General features: G+C 71.5%; 12 protein-coding genes and 1 other RNA gene. 9 read left to right on the top strand and 4 right to left on the bottom strand.

Features of this window, described 5'->3' with window-relative positions:
* The first annotated feature begins 10 nt into the window (after positions 1-10).
* The 4 genes from sucD (at position 11) to lpdA (ending at position 6936) form a co-directional block, all read left to right on the top strand.
* Positions 11-895, top strand: coding sequence for a succinate--CoA ligase subunit alpha (gene sucD, locus ACTZWW_RS14040; protein WP_444781585.1), 885 nt, complete (start codon positions 11-13; stop codon positions 893-895).
* A gap of 183 nt (positions 896-1078) precedes the next feature.
* Positions 1079-4042, top strand: coding sequence for a 2-oxoglutarate dehydrogenase E1 component (locus ACTZWW_RS14035; protein ID WP_444781584.1), 2964 nt, complete (start codon positions 1079-1081; stop codon positions 4040-4042).
* Between the two features lie 79 nt (positions 4043-4121).
* Complete coding sequence (gene odhB, locus ACTZWW_RS14030; RefSeq protein WP_444781583.1) at positions 4122-5402, top strand: 2-oxoglutarate dehydrogenase complex dihydrolipoyllysine-residue succinyltransferase; 1281 nt, start codon at positions 4122-4124, stop codon at positions 5400-5402.
* A gap of 133 nt (positions 5403-5535) precedes the next feature.
* Positions 5536-6936 (top strand): dihydrolipoyl dehydrogenase, encoded by a 1401-nt coding sequence (lpdA, locus tag ACTZWW_RS14025; protein ID WP_444781582.1) that lies wholly within the window; start codon positions 5536-5538, stop codon positions 6934-6936.
* Between the two features lie 414 nt (positions 6937-7350).
* On the opposite strand, the gene ACTZWW_RS14020 is transcribed toward lpdA, so the two are convergent.
* Together ACTZWW_RS14020 and zapE are read right to left on the bottom strand one after the other, a co-directional pair.
* On the bottom strand, positions 7351-9012 hold the full coding sequence (locus ACTZWW_RS14020) for a urocanate hydratase (protein WP_444781581.1): 1662 nt from the start codon (positions 9010-9012) through the stop codon (positions 7351-7353).
* Between the two features lie 107 nt (positions 9013-9119).
* Positions 9120-10313 (bottom strand): cell division protein ZapE, encoded by a 1194-nt coding sequence (gene zapE / locus ACTZWW_RS14015; protein ID WP_444781613.1) that lies wholly within the window; start codon positions 10311-10313, stop codon positions 9120-9122.
* Between the two features lie 262 nt (positions 10314-10575).
* On the opposite strand from zapE, the gene ssrS reads away from it, so the two are divergent.
* The 4 genes from ssrS (at position 10576) to ACTZWW_RS13995 (ending at position 13134) form a co-directional block, all read left to right on the top strand.
* Positions 10576-10732: non-coding RNA, 6S RNA (ssrS, locus tag ACTZWW_RS14010), on the top strand.
* 12 nt (positions 10733-10744) lie between these two features.
* Positions 10745-11389, top strand: a complete 645-nt coding sequence (locus ACTZWW_RS14005) for a 5-formyltetrahydrofolate cyclo-ligase (protein WP_444781580.1) — start codon at positions 10745-10747, stop codon at positions 11387-11389.
* A gap of 4 nt (positions 11390-11393) precedes the next feature.
* A complete protein-coding gene (locus ACTZWW_RS14000; protein WP_444781579.1) occupies positions 11394-12215 on the top strand; it encodes a TIGR00282 family metallophosphoesterase in 822 nt (273 codons plus the stop codon).
* Positions 12216-12231: 16 nt separating this feature from the next.
* On the top strand, positions 12232-13134 hold the full coding sequence (locus ACTZWW_RS13995) for an exopolysaccharide biosynthesis protein (RefSeq protein ID WP_444781612.1): 903 nt from the start codon (positions 12232-12234) through the stop codon (positions 13132-13134).
* Positions 13135-13196: 62 nt separating this feature from the next.
* Here the strand turns inward: ACTZWW_RS13995 and ACTZWW_RS13990 are convergent, their stop codons facing one another.
* Positions 13197-14726 (bottom strand): pilus assembly protein TadG-related protein, encoded by a 1530-nt coding sequence (locus tag ACTZWW_RS13990; RefSeq protein ID WP_444781578.1) that lies wholly within the window; start codon positions 14724-14726, stop codon positions 13197-13199.
* Between the two features lie 271 nt (positions 14727-14997).
* On the opposite strand from ACTZWW_RS13990, the gene ACTZWW_RS13985 reads away from it, so the two are divergent.
* Positions 14998-15744, top strand: coding sequence for a YebC/PmpR family DNA-binding transcriptional regulator (locus tag ACTZWW_RS13985; protein ID WP_444781577.1), 747 nt, complete (start codon positions 14998-15000; stop codon positions 15742-15744).
* A 117-nt stretch (positions 15745-15861) separates the two neighbouring features.
* On the opposite strand, the gene ACTZWW_RS13980 is transcribed toward ACTZWW_RS13985, so the two are convergent.
* The coding region (locus ACTZWW_RS13980) for a lipid II flippase MurJ (RefSeq protein WP_444781576.1) at positions 15862-16605 on the bottom strand (744 nt) is incomplete at its 5' end.

The raw sequence follows: 16605 nt of genomic DNA, 5'->3' as shown, positions 1-16605 counted from the left end.
GCCCGATACCATGTCCATTCTCATCGACGCGAACACCAAGGTCATCTGCCAGGGCTTCACCGGCAAGAACGGGACCTTCCATTCCGAGCAGGCCATCGCCTACGGCACGAAGATGGTCGGCGGCACCTCGCCCGGGAAGGGCGGCTCGACGCATCTGGGCCTGCCCGTGTTCGACACCGTGCGCGAGGCGCGCGAGGCGACCGGCGCCGACGCCTCCGTCATCTACGTGCCGCCCCCGGGCGCCGCGGACGCGATCCTCGAGGCGGTCGACGCGGAGATCCCGCTCATCGTCTGCATCACCGAGGGCATCCCGGTCCTCGACATGGTGAAGGTCAAGCGCGCGCTCGCCGGCTCGCGGTCGCGGCTCGTCGGGCCGAACTGCCCGGGCGTCGTCACGGCGGGCGAATGCAAGATCGGCATCATGCCGGGCAACATCTTCAAGAAGGGCTCGGTGGGCATCGTCTCGCGCTCGGGCACGCTGACCTACGAGGCCGTGTTCCAGACCTCGAACGAGGGCCTCGGCCAGACGACCGCGGTCGGCATCGGCGGCGACCCGGTGAAGGGCACCGAGTTCATCGACGTGCTCGCGCACTTCCTCGCCGACGACGCCACGCAGTCGATCGTCATGATCGGCGAGATCGGCGGCTCGGCGGAGGAGGAGGCGGCGCAGTTCCTGGCGGACGAGGCGAAGCGCGGGCGCAAGAAGCCGATGGTCGGCTTCATCGCCGGCCGCACGGCGCCTCCGGGCCGCCGCATGGGCCACGCCGGCGCGATCATCTCCGGCGGCAAGGGCGGTGCCGAGGACAAGATCGCGGCGATGGAGGCGGCGGGCATCCGCGTGTCGCCCTCGCCCGCGCGCATCGGCAAGACGCTCGTCGACGTCCTGAAGGGCTGAGACGAGGCGCGTGGTTAACGCGAAGGAAGGGAGGCCGCGGTAGGATCCGCGACCTCCACTCGAAGGACCCGGCCGGGGCGCGCGCCCCGGGGGGAGGCCGGGTGAGGCAGCCGGGGGCGAGGCATCGCCCCCAAACGATCCCGGCGCGGAGCGCACCGCGCTGAACCGGACGAACGAAACGCCATGGCACGCCAGAACGACGCCAACGAAGGTTTCCTCCAGACCTCCTTCCTCTCGGGCACGAACGCGGCCTGGATCGAGGAGCTCTACGCCGCCTACACGCGCGACCCCCACGCGGTCGACGCGGAATGGCAGGCCTTCTTCGGCGCGATGAAGGAGGAGAGCGCCACCGTCGCCAAGAACGCCGAAGGCGCGTCCTGGAAGCGGCCGAACTGGCCGGTCCCGATGAACGGCGAGCTCGTGTCGGCGCTCGACGGCAACTGGATCGAGGTCGAGAAGCACGTCGGCGACAAGCTGAAGTCGAAGGCGCAGGCCAGGGGCGTCGAGATCAGCCAGGCCGAGGTGCAGCAGGCCACCCGCGATTCGTTGCGCGCGCTCATGATGATCCGCGCCTTCCGCATGCGCGGCCACCTGCACGCCAACCTCGACCCGCTCGGCTTCGAGAAGCGCGTCTCCGACGAGGAGCTCTCGCCGGCGCATTACGGCTTCGGGCCGGAGGACTACGACCGCAAGATCTTCCTCGACATGGTGCTCGGCCTCGAGTTCGGCACCGTGCGCGAGATCCTGGCGATCCTCGAACGCACCTATTGCCAGACGCTCGGCGTCGAGTTCATGCACATCTCCGATCCCGTGGAGAAGGCCTGGATCCAGGAGCGCATCGAGGGCCCCGACAAGGAGATCGCCTTCACCCGCGAGGGCAAGCGCGCCATCCTGAACAAGCTGGTCGAGGCCGAGGGCTTCGAGACCTTCCTCGACCGCAAGTACACCGGCACCAAGCGCTTCGGCCTGGACGGCGGCGAGTCGCTGATCCCGGCGCTCGAGCAGATCATCAAGCGCGGCGGCAACCTCGGCGTGAAGGAGATCGTGCTGGGCATGGCCCATCGCGGGCGGCTGAACGTGCTCACCCAGGTGATGGGCAAGCCGCACCGCGCGCTGTTCCACGAGTTCAAGGGCGGCTCCTTCGCCCCCGACGAGGTCGAGGGCTCGGGCGACGTCAAGTACCACCTCGGCGCCTCGTCGGACCGCTCCTTCGACGGCAACAACGTCCACCTGTCGCTGACGGCCAACCCCTCGCACCTCGAGATCGTCGATCCCGTGGTGCTCGGCAAGGTCCGCGCCAAGCAGGACCAGCACAAGTGCCCGCCGGACCTGCGCACGGCGGTGCTGCCGCTCCTGCTCCACGGCGACGCCGCCTTCGCGGGCCAGGGCGTCGTGGCCGAGTGCCTGGGCCTGTCGGGCCTGAAGGGTCACCGCACCGGCGGCTCGATCCACTTCATCATCAACAACCAGATCGGCTTCACCACGAACCCGCGCTACTCGCGTTCCTCGCCCTATCCCTCGGACGTGGCGAAGATGGTCGAGGCGCCGATCTTCCACTGCAACGGCGACGACCCGGAATCGGTCGTCTTCGCCGCCAAGGTCGCGACCGAGTACCGCCAGCGCTTCCAGAAGCCGGTCGTCATCGACATGTTCTGCTACCGGCGCTACGGCCACAACGAGGGCGACGAGCCGTCCTTCACCCAGCCGCGGATGTACAAGATCATCCGCGAGCATCCCTCGACGCTCGAGCTCTACGGCAGGAAGCTCGTCGGCGAGGGCGTCGTCACCGAGGCCGAGATCGAGGAGATGAAGACCTCGTTCCGCAAGCGCCTCGACGACGAGTTCGACACCGCCACCGCCTTCAAGCCCAACAAGGCCGACTGGCTCGACGGGCGCTGGGCCGGGCTCAAGGCGGTCAAGGAGGACGTCGACGATCCCCGCCGCGGCCGCACCGGCATCGAGCTCGACGCCTTCCGGCGCATCGGCGAGGCGCTCACCACCGTGCCCGAGGGCTTCGCCGTCCACCGCACGATCAAGCGCTTCCTCGAGAACCGCAAGAAGATGTTCGAGAGCGGCGAGGGCATCGACTGGGCGACCGCCGAGGCGCTCGCCTTCGGCTCGCTGCTGCTCGACGGCCACCGCGTGCGGCTCTCCGGCCAGGATTGCGAGCGCGGCACGTTCTCGCAGCGCCATTCCGTGCTCCTCGACCAGGAGACGGAGGAGCGCTACACGCCCTTGAACCACATCGCCGAGGACCAGGCGCACTACGAGGTCATCAACTCGATGCTCTCGGAGGAGGCGGTGCTCGGCTTCGAGTACGGCTACTCGCTGGCCGAGCCGAACGCGCTCACCCTCTGGGAGGCGCAGTTCGGCGACTTCGCCAACGGCGCGCAGGTCGTGTTCGACCAGTTCGTGTCGTCGGGCGAGCGCAAGTGGCTGCGTATGTCGGGCCTCGTCTGCCTCCTCCCGCACGGCTACGAGGGCCAGGGCCCGGAGCACTCCTCGGCGCGGCTCGAGCGTTTCCTGCAGATGTGCGCGGAAGACAACATGCAGGTCGCCAACGTCTCGACGCCGGCGAACTACTTCCACATCCTGCGCCGGCAGCTCAAGCGCGAGTTCCGCAAGCCGCTGATCCTGATGACGCCCAAGAGCCTGCTCCGCCACAAGCGCTGCGTCTCGACGGCGGAGTATTTCGGGCCGGACTCCGCCTTCCACCGCATCCTGCACGACGACGCGCACTACGGCGTCGGCGACATCCAGCTCGTGCGCGACGACAAGATCCGCCGCGTGGTGCTGTGCTCGGGCAAGGTCTACTACGACCTGTTCGAGGAACGCGAGAAGCGGGGCGTCAACGACGTCTACCTCCTGCGCGTGGAGCAGCTCTACCCGTTCCCGCTCAAGTCGCTGCAGCAGGAGCTCTCGCGCTTCAAGAACGCCGACGTGGTCTGGTGCCAGGAGGAGCCCAAGAACATGGGCTCCTGGACCTTCGTCGAGCCCTATCTCGAGTGGGTGCTGCGGCACGCCGGATCGAAGGTGTCGCGTCCGCGCTACGCCGGGCGCCCGGCCTCCGCCGCCACCGCCACGGGCCTGATGTCGAAGCACCTCCACCAGCTCCAGGCCTTCCTCGACGAGGTCTACGCCGGCTGACGCCGGCGCCTTCGCCCGCCGCCCCGCGCGGCGGGCGCTCCCGCCCCCCCTCTCCCGTCCGATGAAGCGACCCGAACCGATGGCCACTGAGATCCGCGTCCCCACCCTCGGCGAATCCGTCAGCGAGGCGACGATCGCCCGCTGGTACAAGAAGCCCGGCGAGGCCGTCTCCGCCGACGAGCCCCTCGTCGAGCTCGAGACCGACAAGGTCACGCTCGAGGTGCCCGCGCCGGTCTCCGGCGTGATCGCCGAGATCGCGCAGGCCGAAGGCGCGACCGTGGAGCCGGGCGGCGTGCTGGGCACGATCGACGAGGGCGGATCGGCGACGGCCGCGCCCAGGTCGGACGAGAAGAAGGCGGACGAGAAGAAGGTCGAGGAGAAGAAGGCGGAGGAGAAGCCCGCCGCGGCTCCCGCCACCTCCACCCAGGGCTACGGCAACGCGCCGAAGACCGGGCTCGCCACCGAGGACCACGGCCCGGCGGTCGGCCGCCTCGCCCGCGAGAGCGGCGTCGATCCCGCCCAGGTCGCGGCTTCGGGCAAGGACGGGCGCGTCACCAAGGGCGACATGCTCGCCGCCATCGCGGGCGGGGGTGCGACGGCTCCCGCGGCTCCGGCCCCCGCGCCCGCCCAGATGCGCGCCCCCTCGGCACCGGACGACGCCTCGCGCGAGGAGCGCGTGCGCATGACGAAGCTGCGCCAGACCATCGCGCGCCGCCTCAAGGACGCGCAGAACACCGCCGCCATGCTGACGACGTTCAACGACGTCGACATGTCGGCCGTGATGGAGATGCGCAAGACCTACAAGGACGTGTTCGAGAAGAAGCACGGCGTGAAGCTCGGCTTCATGGGCTTCTTCACCAAGGCCTGCGTGCAGGCGCTCAAGGAGCTCCCGGCCGTCAACGCCGAGATCGACGGCACCGACATCGTCTACAAGAACTACTACCACGTCGGCATCGCTGTCGGCACGGAGAAGGGCCTCGTCGTGCCGGTGGTGCGCGACGCCGACACGATGTCGATCGCCGAGATCGAGAAGCAGATCGGCGTCTACGGCAGGAAGGCGCGCGACGGCAAGCTCTCCATCGACGAGATGCAGGGCGGCACCTTCACGATCACCAACGGCGGCATCTACGGCTCGCTGATGTCCACGCCGATCCTCAACGCGCCCCAGTCCGGCATCCTCGGCATGCACCGCATCGAGGAGCGCCCCGTCGTGCGCGGCGGCCAGGTCGTGGTGCGCCCGATGATGTATCTCGCGCTCTCCTACGACCACCGCATCGTCGACGGCAAGGAGGCGGTGACCTTCCTCGTGCGCGTGAAGGAGGCGCTGGAGGATCCGGCGCGGCTCGTTTTGGATCTCTGAGGGGTGGCGTGCGCGCCTGGGCGCGGGCAATGAGGACGGCATCGACAGCCGTCCTCGCATCCGCGCGGCCGACCCGAACCACTCGCCCGACGCGGGCTCAACGACGCTACACGAACGCATTTCAGGGGGCCTCATGTCCTACGATCTCGTCATCATCGGCACCGGCCCGGGCGGATACGTCTGCGCCATTCGCGCGGCGCAGCTCGGGCTGAAGACCGCCGTCGTCGAGAAGCGCAAGGCGCATGGCGGCACCTGCCTCAACGTGGGCTGCATCCCCTCGAAAGCGCTGCTGCACGCCTCGCACCTCTACGAGGAGGCCGCGCACCATTTCGATGCCTTCGGCATCGAGGTCGGCACGCCGAAGCTCGACCTGAAGAAGATGCTCGCCTTCAAGGACCAGGCGATCGAGGGCAACACAAAGGGCGTCGAGTTCCTGCTGAAGAAGAACAAGATCGACGCCCATCACGGCACCGGCCGGATCGTCGCCCCGGGCAAGGTCGAGGTGACCACCGAGGACGGGTCCACGTCCACGCTCGAGACGAAGAACATCGTCGTCGCCACGGGCTCGGAGGTGGTCTCCCTGCCGGGCATCGAGATCGACGAGAAGAAGATCGTCTCCTCCACCGGCGCCCTCGATCTCGAGCAGGTGCCGGGGCACCTCGTGCTGATCGGCGGCGGCGTGATCGGCCTCGAGCTCGGCTCGGTCTGGCGCCGGCTCGGCGCCAAGGTGACGGTGATCGAGTATCTCGACCGCATCCTCGCGGGCATCGATCTCGATACGGCAAAGCAGTTCCAGCGCATCCTCGGCAAGCAGGGGATGGAGTTCAAGCTGTCCTCCAAGGTCACCAAGGCCGTGGCGACGGACGCCGGCGTCACGCTGACCGTCGAGCCCGCCAAGGGTGGCGAGGCGCAGACGGTCGAGGCCGACGTCGTCCTCGTCGCGGTCGGGCGTCGCCCCTACACCGACGGGCTCGGCCTCGACGAGGTCGGCGTGGCCCGGGACGAGAAGGGTCGCGTCGTCACGGACGCGCACTACGCCACCAACGTGCCGGGCATCTGGGCCATCGGCGACGTCATCGTCGGCCCGATGCTCGCCCACAAGGCCGAGGACGAGGGCGTGGCGCTCGCGGAGCAGCTCGCCGGCAAGGGCGGGCACGTGAACTACGGCGTCATTCCCAACGTGGTCTACACCTATCCGGAAGTCGCCGCGGTGGGTGCCACCGAGGAGGACCTGAAGGCGGCCGGCGTCGCCTACAACGTCGGCAAGTTCCCCTTCACGGCCAACGGCCGTGCCAAGGCGAACCTGATGACGGACGGCTTCGTCAAGATCCTCGCCGATGCGAAGACCGACCGGGTCCTCGGCGCCCACATCGTCGGGCCGGAGGCCGGCAACCTGATCCACGAGATCGCGGTGGCGATGGAGTTCGGCGCCTCCTCCGAGGACGTGGCCCGCACCTGCCACGCCCACCCGACGCTGGCCGAGGCGGTGAAGGAAGCCGCGCTCGCGGTGGAGAAGCGCGCGCTCCACATGTGAGCGCGCCGGACCGGCGTCGCGGTCGTCCCTCAGGGACGCACGCACTCTGGTGATGCCGGCCGCCGACCTTCTCCCCTCCCCCTCGTGGGGAGGGGCGGCGGTGGGGGGCGTGCAGATCCATCTCGACGCACATGCCGGGCGCCCGCGCGGCGCGAACGGCTCCGCGATGCACCACGTCGCACCACGTCCTGATCCGTTCCCTTCGGGACACTGTCTCCCGGAGGTCGAGCGGAAGCTCGCGCAGTGGCACCGCGTCGATCGGGAGTCGGGTGTGAGGCGCCGAGCAAGCAATCGCCTGGAGCCCTGCATTCGCGGCGAGGTCGTTCTACACGCCCCACACCCCCAACCCCTCTCCACGAGGGAGAGGGGAGCGCGTCGGCGGATGTTCCGCGACGCTGCGCCGACCTTCGCGCCTCACCCCACCCGGATGTGCCCCACCTCCCCCGTCACCGCCGCGTCGAGCGCCTCCTCGTAGCCGGCGTCCGCGTAGCGGATGACGCCGAGCGCGGTGTCGTTCGTCAGCGCGCGGTCGAGGCGGCGATCCGCGGCCTCGGTCCCGTCGGCGATCACGGTGACGCCCGCCGACGTCATGAAGCCGGCATAGCCGCCCCCGCCCGAGTGGATCGCCACGAGGTCGGCGCCGGACGCGCACAGCGCCATGGCGTCGAGAAGCGGCCAGTCGGCGATGGCGTCCGAGCCGTCCTTCAGGTTCTCCGTCATGATCCGCGGATGCGCCATCGATCCCGCGTCGAGGTGGTCGCGCGAGAAGGCGATCGGCCCCTCGAGCCGGCCCTCGGCCACGAGCCGGTTCACCGCGCGGGCGAGGCGGGTGCGCTCGCCGTGACCGAGCCACGCGATGCGCGCCGGCAGGCCCTCGAAGGGGACGTGCGCGCGGGCGAGCGCGATCCAGTTCGTGACGATGCGGTCGTCGGGGAACATCGCGAGCACCAGGTCGTCGATCACCCGGATGTCCTCGGGCGCGCCCGAGAGCGCCATCCAGCGGAACGGGCCGATGGCGCGGCAGAACAGCGGGCGCAGGTAGGCTTCCGTGAAGATCGGGATGTCGTAGGCGTCGGCCACCCCGCCGTCGACGGCGTGGGAGCGGATCAGGTTGCCGTTGTCGAACACCTCCGCCCCGCGCGCCTGGAAGGTCAGCATCGCCCGCACGTGCTCGACGATCGAGGCGCGGCTCTCGCGCATCAGCCGCTCGGGGTCCGCCGTTCGCAGCCGTCGCACCTCGTCGAGGGGGATGCCGCGGGGCACGTAGCCGAAGACGAGGTCGTACGCGGCCGTCTGGTCGGTGACCACGTCGGGGGTGATGCCGCGCCGGGCGATCTCCGGGTAGACGTCGGCGGCGTTGCCGACGAGGCCCACCGACAGCGGGCGCTTCTCGGCGACCGCCGCGTCGATCATGGCGAGCGCCGCGTCGAGGTCGGGCGCGATCTCCTCGAGATAGCCGATGCGCTTGCGGGTCTCGGCGCGGGCGGGGTCGACCTCGACGCACAGGATCGCGGCCTTCGCCATGCGCCCGGCGAGCGGCTGCGAGCCGCCCATGCCGCCGAGCCCGGCGGTGAGCACGAAGCGGCCCGCGAGATCGCCCGAGAAGCGCGTCTGCGCGATGCGCATGAAGATCTCGTAGGTGCCCTGGATCACCCCCTGCGAGCCGATGTACTGCCAGCAGCCCGCGGTGAGCCCGCCCCAGGCCACGAGGCCCTTCCGCTCCAGCTCGTAGAAGACCTCGGCCTTCGCCCATTGGCCGACGATGTTGCAGTTCGCCATGATCACGAGCGGCGCGTCGGCGTGCGTCCTCAGGAGCCCGACCGGCTTGCCCGACTGGACGACGAGCGTCTGGTCCTCGTCCATGGACACGAGCGTCTCGACGATGGCGCGGTGCGCCGGCCAGGAGCGCGCCGCCTTGCCGAGCGCGGCGTAGACGACGAGCTCGTCGGGGTTCTCGCCCACCGCCAGCACGTTCTCGAGGAGCCGCAGCAGCGCCTCCTGACGCCAGCCTCTGGCGCGCAGCTCGGGGCCGCCGGGAATCGGGAAGCGCGGGTGGCGGGGGTTCTCGCTGGGCATCGGGTCGCTCCCGGGCGGATCGCGCGGCGGGCGCGCGTTCGGGGGGCAGGGTAGCCGGCCGATGATAGCCGCTCCGCCGCCCCGCGTCGCGCGGCGCGAACGCGCCGTCAGGTCTCCACGAGGCCCGTCGTCTCGCCGGAGGCGCGGGAATCCGGGCGGCCGTGGGGGAGGCCCAGATAGTCCTGCGAGGCCATCTCGACGAGCCGCGACACCGTGCGGTCGAACTCGAAGGCCTCGCGGCCGTGCGTCGCCGTGTAGAGCCCCGGCGGCGGCGCCTCGGCGGTGGCGAGCACTTTCACCCGCTCGTCGTAGAGCGCGTCGACGAGGGTGATGAAGCGCTTGGCCTCGTTGCGCTTGGCCTGGTCCATCACCGGGACGCCCTCGATCATCACGGTGTGGAAGTCCCGCGCGATGGCGAGGTAGTCCGACGCGCCGAGCGGGCGCTCGCACAAATCGGCGAAGCCGAAGCGCGCCACGCCCGCCGCCGCCTGCGGCACGGCCACCGCGCGCCCCTTCACCGCGATCGTCATCGGCTCGCCGCGCGCGCGCCCGGTGAGCGCCTTGAAGGCGCGGTCGAGGGCGGCGCGGCCGGCCGCATCGGCGGGCACGTGCCAGGTCTCGGCTCCCGAGAGCTTCTCGAGCCGGAAGTCCGTGCGCGCGTCGAGGCGCACAACCGCCATGCGCGCCTCGATCATGCCGATGAACGGCTCGAACAGCGCGCGGTTGAGCCCCCCCTCGTACAGCCGCCGCGGCTCGACGTTGGAGGTGGCGACGACCGTGACGCCCTCCGCGAACAGCGCCTTGAACAGCCGCCCGAGGATCATCGCGTCGGCGATGTCGGTGACGGTGAACTCGTCGAAGCAGAGCACCCAGCTCTCCTCCGCGATGGCCTTCGCCACCGGCGCGATCGGGTCGTCGCCCTTCACGCGCCCGGCCTTGAGGTCCTGCCGGAAGGCGTGGATGCGCCCGTGCACGTCGGCCATGAAGGCGTGGAAATGCGCCCGGCGCTTGCGGCGCACCTGCAGGGTCTCGAAGAAGAGATCCATCAGCATGGTCTTGCCGCGCCCGACGGATCCCCAGACGTAGAGCCCCTCGACGGGCTCGCGCGCCGCCTGGCGGCGCCCGAACAGCCACCCGAGCGCGCTCCCCTTGCGCGCCAGCCGCCGCTCCGCGAGCGCCGCCGAAAGAGCATCGAAGCGCCGCAGGAGCCCCACCTGCGCGGGATCCCGCTCGATCGCGCCCGACGCCACGCGCGCCTCGTAGGCGCGGGACACGGGACGCTTCGGATCGGGAAGGGGCACGGGCTTGCTCACGGGGGAGGGCTTTAGCGCCGCGCGCGGGCGGGTTCAATGGGGAAGGGGGTGGGGAACGCCGGGGGAGGCGGGGTGTTCAGCGGCGCTCGGGATCCGCGGCCCCTCGCGACGAGAGCGCCGGCTGCGGACTCGAGCGGCGCCGTCGTCCATCCTGCCCGCGTGCCGGAGGCACTCGAGCCGTCGTGCCCCCCGCAAATATCCCCGCCCCACCCCCTTCCCCCCGCCCCCGGCCCCCATTACATTCTCCAGTGCGGGGCTGTGGGGTTCGTCAGGAGGACTTTTCCCCGGGGCCTTATCGATCTCGAAGGGAGCTGTCCCTGACCCGGTCCGTGGACCGGGACATACGGCGCCCACCTACTGTGTAGGTATCCCGGGATCGACTCTCCAACGGCTTTCGCGGCTCCGCACCGAATGATCGCATGACGCGCCACTCCCCCGACCAAGAGCCTCCCGGCGAGGCCGCTCCCGGGGTTCGGGTCCCCGGCAAGCCGGCGCTGCGTGCCGAGGGCCTCGCCAGGCGCGACGCGCTCGCGCCCGCCGCGCGGGAAGAGGCGGCGCGGCGGCTCGTGCACACGCTCCTCTCCCTGCCGGAGCTCGCGGGCGTGGGGGTGATCGCGGGCTACTGGCCGTTGCGCTCCGAGCTCGACCCGCGCCCCGCCCTGGTGGCGCTCGCCGAGCGCGGGCATCGCATCGCGCTGCCCGTCGTGGCGGAGCCCTCCCTCGTCTTCCGCGCCTGGACGCCCGGCACGCCGCTCGTGCGCGGGCCGTTCGGCGTCGAGGCGCCGGGGCCCGAGGCGCAGGTACTGCATCCCCAGGCGCTGCTCGTGCCGCTCTCGCGCTTCGACCGCGCCCGCCATCGCATCGGCTACGGCAAGGGGCACTACGACCGGGCGCTCGCCGCGCTCGAGCGGGCGGGGCCGGTGATCGCGATCGGGGTGGCGTTTTCCGTCCAGGAGGCGCAAACAATTCCCGCCGAGGATCACGACCGGCGGCTCGACCTGGTCGTGACCGAGGCGGAGACGATCCGCGCGCCGCACGGGGCGGCCGCGGCGCGGGAGGCCTGAGCGCATGCGCATCCTCTTCCTCGGCGACGTGGTCGGCCGGCCCGGGCGCCAGGCGGTGGCCGAGGAGCTGCCGCGCCTGCGCGCGCGCTGGAAGCTCGACTGCGTCGTGATCAACGGCGAGAACGCCGCGGGCGGCTTCGGCATCACCGAGGCGATCTGCGACGAGCTCCTCGGCGCGGGCGCCGACGCGATCACGCTCGGCAACCATTCCTTCGACCAGCGCGAGGCCCTCGTCTTCATCGAGCGGCAGGACAAGCTCCTGCGTCCCGCGAACTACCCCGCCGGCACGCCGGGCCGCGGCGCCACCCTGGTCGAGACGCCGGACGGCGCGCGCGTCCTCGTCGTCAGCGTCATGGGCCGGATCTTCATGGACGCGCTCGACGACCCCTTCGCCGCCGTCGAGCGTGCGCTCTCCGACTGCCCGCTCGGCGCCGCCGCGGACGCGATCGTCGTCGACATGCACGCCGAGGCGACGAGCGAGAAGCAGGCGATGGGCGTGTTCTGCGACGGCCGCGCGAGCCTCGTCGTCGGCACCCACACGCACGTGCCCACGGGCGACCACCGCATCATGCCCGGCGGCACGGCCTACATGTCGGACGCCGGCATGTGCGGCGACTACGATTCCGTGCTCGGCATGGCCAAGGACGAGCCGCTGCGGCGCTTCCTGCAGAAGACGCCCGGCGCGCGGCTGGAGACCGCATCCGGCCCCGGCGCGCTCTCGGGCGTGGCGGTGGAGACCGATCCGCGCACCGGGCTCGCCGTGAGGGTCGCCGCCGTGCGGATCGGCCCGCATCTCGACGAAACCCGGCCGGCCTTCTGGGATTGACCCGTACGTGACCCCGATGAACGTGCACGACGAGAGCGACCGCGCCGAGAAGCGCCTCCAGGAGGAGCCTCCGCAGGAGGGGCGCCTCCAGGAGGAGCGCACCGCGGCCCCGGGTGGGGATCCCGCCTCGGATTCACACCCCGAGGCACACTCCGAGGCGCATGCGGCCGAGCGCCGCCGGCGCGTGCGCGAGGCGATCGAGCGGCTCCAGCAGCGCCGCGCCGAGCGCCGCGCCGCCAAGGCCGCGCGGCTCGCCGCGGAGGCCGACACGCCGCAGGCCAAGCGCGCCCGGGCCCTGCACGCGGCCATGGAGCACAAGCGCATCTCGCTCGTGCTGCGCGCCGTCATCGACACCGCGGAGGGCGAGCGCATCTCCATCCGCGAGATCGTCGAGGCCTTCGGCGAGCGCGCCTTCGGCTTCGTCATCATCCTCTTCTCGCTGCCGAACTGCATCCCGGCGCCGCCGGGCATGAACTCGGTCTTCGGCCTGCCGGTGCTCCTCTTCGCCGTGCAGATGGCGATGGGCAAGAGCCGTCCCTGGCTGCCGCGCTGGCTGATGGACAAGACCTTCGCGGTCACCACCTTCCGGCGGATCATCGACGTCGCCGAGCCGCGCCTGCGCTGGGTGGAGAACCTCTGCCGGCCGCGCTACGCCGCGCTGTTCGGTCCCCGGGGCGACCGCCTGATCGGCGTCTTCGCCATCCTGCTCGCCGTGTGCGTGATCATCCCCCTGCCCGGCACGAACTTCGTGCCCTCGATCGCGCTCGTCGTCCTCGCCATCGCCATCATGCAGGAGGACGGCGTGATGCTCGCCATCGGCGGCCTGCTCGGCCTCGCCGGCATGGCCTACACGATCGGCCTGTCCTGGGCTATCGTCGGGGTGGCGCTGTTCGCGGCGCAGAAGGCGGTGGGGATGTGAGGGCCGGGGGCGGCGGGGTCGCGCCTGGGAGGCCGACGCGCACCGTCCGCGCAGCCCCCTACTCAATGCGTCAGCCGCAGCCGCGCGATCTGGCCGCCGATGTCGCGCATCGCATCCCCCAGCGCGGCCGCGTCGCCGGCATCGTAGAAGGCGCCGCCCGTCTGCGCGGAGCAGCCTTCGAGGATCGACTTGACGGTGGGATCGGTCACCTCGAAGGCGATCGTGAACAGCGTGATGGCGGAGGCGCCGTCCGCGGCGAGGTTGCGGCAGGTCTCGCGCATGATCTCGTTCGCCGCGTCGCCGTCGTGCCCGTCGTGCTTCGGGTAGGTCGCCGAGCGCGTGTTCTGCCCATCGGTGACGAGCACCATGTAGCGCCGCACCGTCGCGCCGGCGCCGCTCTCGCGCGCGGCGATCGGCGCATGGGGCGAGAGGGCGCGCCAGCCCCAGATCAGGCCCGCGGGGATGTAGGTCTCGCCGTCCGTCTCGAGCGCCCGGATGTGCGCCTTCGCGGTGGCGAGATTGCTCGTCGGCTCGAGGATCGGCGAGCCGCAGCTCACGTTCATGAGGCCGGGGATGCGGCTGGCGTAGTTGGCGTCGCGGGTGTCGTCGGGCGTGTCGCGCGAGCCGACGCAGCCCCGCCAGCGCACCCAGCCGCCGCCGCGGGTGCGGCATTGCTCGACCATCCGGTCGCCGTGGACCGGCGTGCAGCGCTCGACCCAGCGCGCCGGCCGCGCCGAGCTGCCGCACTCGTAGGCGCGCCCGTCGTCCCAGCAGGTGCGCGAGCTCGCGGACCGGGCGGGCTCGAACTCCTGCCGGCATTGCCGGTCGACCACCTCGGGCTTCATCTCGCACGTCGTCGTCTGCGGCGTCTGGTGGTCGGAGGGCACGTCGAGCCAGGTCCGGCTCCGGTTCCCCAGGCCGACATTGACGTATTGCCCGAAGGGCACGACCGAGACGCGAACCTGGTCGGGGGCGGCCCGGCGCGCCGCGATGTCGTCGATGAGCTGCGTGGTCGTGCGCTTGAGGACCGCGAGGCGGTCGCCGGCCATGGACCCCGTCGTGTCGAGCACGAAGGCGATGTCGAACTGCTCGTCGCGCCCGGTGGCGGCCTGCGCCTCGACCGAGACGTCGATGGTACGGATGCCGACCACGTTCAGGAGGGAGGTCGGCGCGTCCGCCGAGAGCGTGACGCGCACCGCGACCTCGACGCCGTTCTCCACGACGGGCGCGATGTCGGACCGCCAGGCGAGGCCGGGATGCGCCCGGAGCTGCTCGCCGAGCACCGCGAGCGCCTCGCTCCTGCGCTCCTCGAAGTCCTCGTCGCCCTGCGCGGCGACCAGCGCCGCGGAATCGACCGCCTTCTGCAGCTCGCCGCGCAGCTCGACCGCCCGGCCGTAATCGACCGTCGTGCCGGCGATGCCGATCAGCGGAACGAGGACGAGCGCGACCGCGACCACGACACCGCCGCGCCGATCCCGCCCGAAGCCGCTCCAGCACCTGCTCCAGGAGTTGCCCGACGAGTTGCCCGACGAGTTGCCCGACGCGTTGCCCGACGCGTTGCCGCTGGTCTCGAGCCTGTTCGAGGCACGCATGCTTCCGCCCCTTCCCGTGTACGACATGCGGGAGAGAGTGCAGCGGGACATCTTACCCCGAGTTGAATCTCGTGGCGCATGCGGCGCGACGCGCGTGCCGATGGTTAACCCGGCCTTCATCGATGGCGCGCCGGCCGGCTCGGCGGCGCGCGCACCCCGCTCGACAAGCCCCGCCTTCCCCGCCTATATCAGCCCTCCAGCGACACCACGGATCCCATCACCCGAGGACGCCGCGCCCCGTACCGGGCGCCGCGCGAGGACGGACGATCGCATGGCCGGGCACAGCCAGTTCAAGAACATCATGCACCGCAAGGGGCGCGTCGATGCGCAGCGCTCCAAGCTCTTCTCCAAGCTCGCCCGCGAGATCACCGTCGCGGCGAAGATGGGCCTGCCGGACCCCGCGATGAACCCGCGCCTGCGCGCGGCGATCCTCGCGGCCAAGGCGCAGTCCATGCCCAAGGACAACATCGAGCGCGCGATCAAGAAGAGCCAGGGCGGCGACGCGGAGAGCTACGAGGAGATCCGCTACGAGGGCTACGGCCCCGGCGGCGCGGCGCTGATCATCGAGGCGATGACGGACAACCGCAACCGCACCGCCTCCGACATCCGCTCCTCCTTCACGAAGTCCGGCGGCAACCTCGCCGAGACGGGCGCGGTGGCCTTCATGTTCGACCGCGTCGGCGTCGTCGAGTACGGGCCGGAGGTCGGCGACGCCGACGCCATGCTCGAAGCGGCGATCGAGGCGGGCGCCGACGACGTCGTCACCTCCGAGGCCGGCCACGAGGTCTATTGCGCCGATACCGCCCTCGGCGACGTGACGAAGGCCCTCGAGGAGCGCTTCGGCGAGGCCCGCCGCTCGGCCCTGATCTGGAAGGCGCAGACCGCGGTCGCCGTCGACGACGAGACCGGCGAGAAGCTGATGAAGCTCATGGAGACGCTCGAGGACCACGACGACGTCCAGAACGTCTACGCCAACTTCGAGCTCTCCGAGGCCCTGATGGAGAAGCTCTCCGCCTGAGGCGGTGGGATCTTCTCCGAGGGTCCATCCGGGCGTTCTCCGTCCCCGCGTCATCGCGCCGTCTCGGATGAGCGCCGCGGCCCGGCTCACGGGTCCGCGTTCGGGTGAGCGGGCGCGTCACCGCGCCTCGCGCAGCTCCGCGAGGTCCGCGCGGCGGACGGCGCCGAGCGCGATCGCGGCGGCGGCGTAGGCGCCGGCGCCGGTGATGCAGGCGAGCACGAGGAAGAGGTGCGGCGCGTCGTCGGCGCCTCCAGCCCAAGTCCCAGTCCCGGTCCAAGTCCCGGTCCAAGCCCACGTCCACGTCCGCAGGAGCATCAGCCAGCCGGCCATGACCGCGCAGGCGACGACGATCCGCGCCAGCCGGTCGCCGAGACGCCGGTCCGGGCGCCAGGCCTCGGCGCGGGCGGCGACGGCGGCGAGCACCAGCGCGTGGGCGAGGAGGCCCGCCGCGACGGCGAGCCCGAGGCCGAGCGGGCCGAGCGCAGCCACCAGCGGGCCACCGCAGGCGAGGGTCGCGATCACCCCCGCCGCCGTGGCGGCGAGGCCGGGGCGCACGCGCTCGCGGGCGAAGCCGCCCTGCTGCAGGATCTTGCCCGCCGCCGCGACGGGAAGGCCGAGCGCGAGGCCCGTCAGCACGGCCGCCGTCGCGTCCACGTCGGCGGCGTCGAAGGCGCCGCGGGCGAAGAGCACGGCGACGATCGGCTCGGCCAGAACCACGAGGGCGGTGGCGGCGGGGAGCGTCACGAGGAAGGCCGCCTCGAGCGCCCGGTTCTGCGCCCGCGCGAGGCCGGCGGCGTCGCCCGCGCGCACCCGCGCGGCCAGCCGCGGCAGCAGCACCGCCGTCGCCGCGGTGGCGACGAG

The sequence above is a fragment of the Salinarimonas sp. NSM genome (assembly GCF_052380005.1).
Lineage (GTDB): Bacteria > Pseudomonadota > Alphaproteobacteria > Rhizobiales > Beijerinckiaceae > Salinarimonas.
Note: the sequence above shows the minus strand (reverse complement) of the source record. Positions and strands in the feature narration are given on the sequence as shown.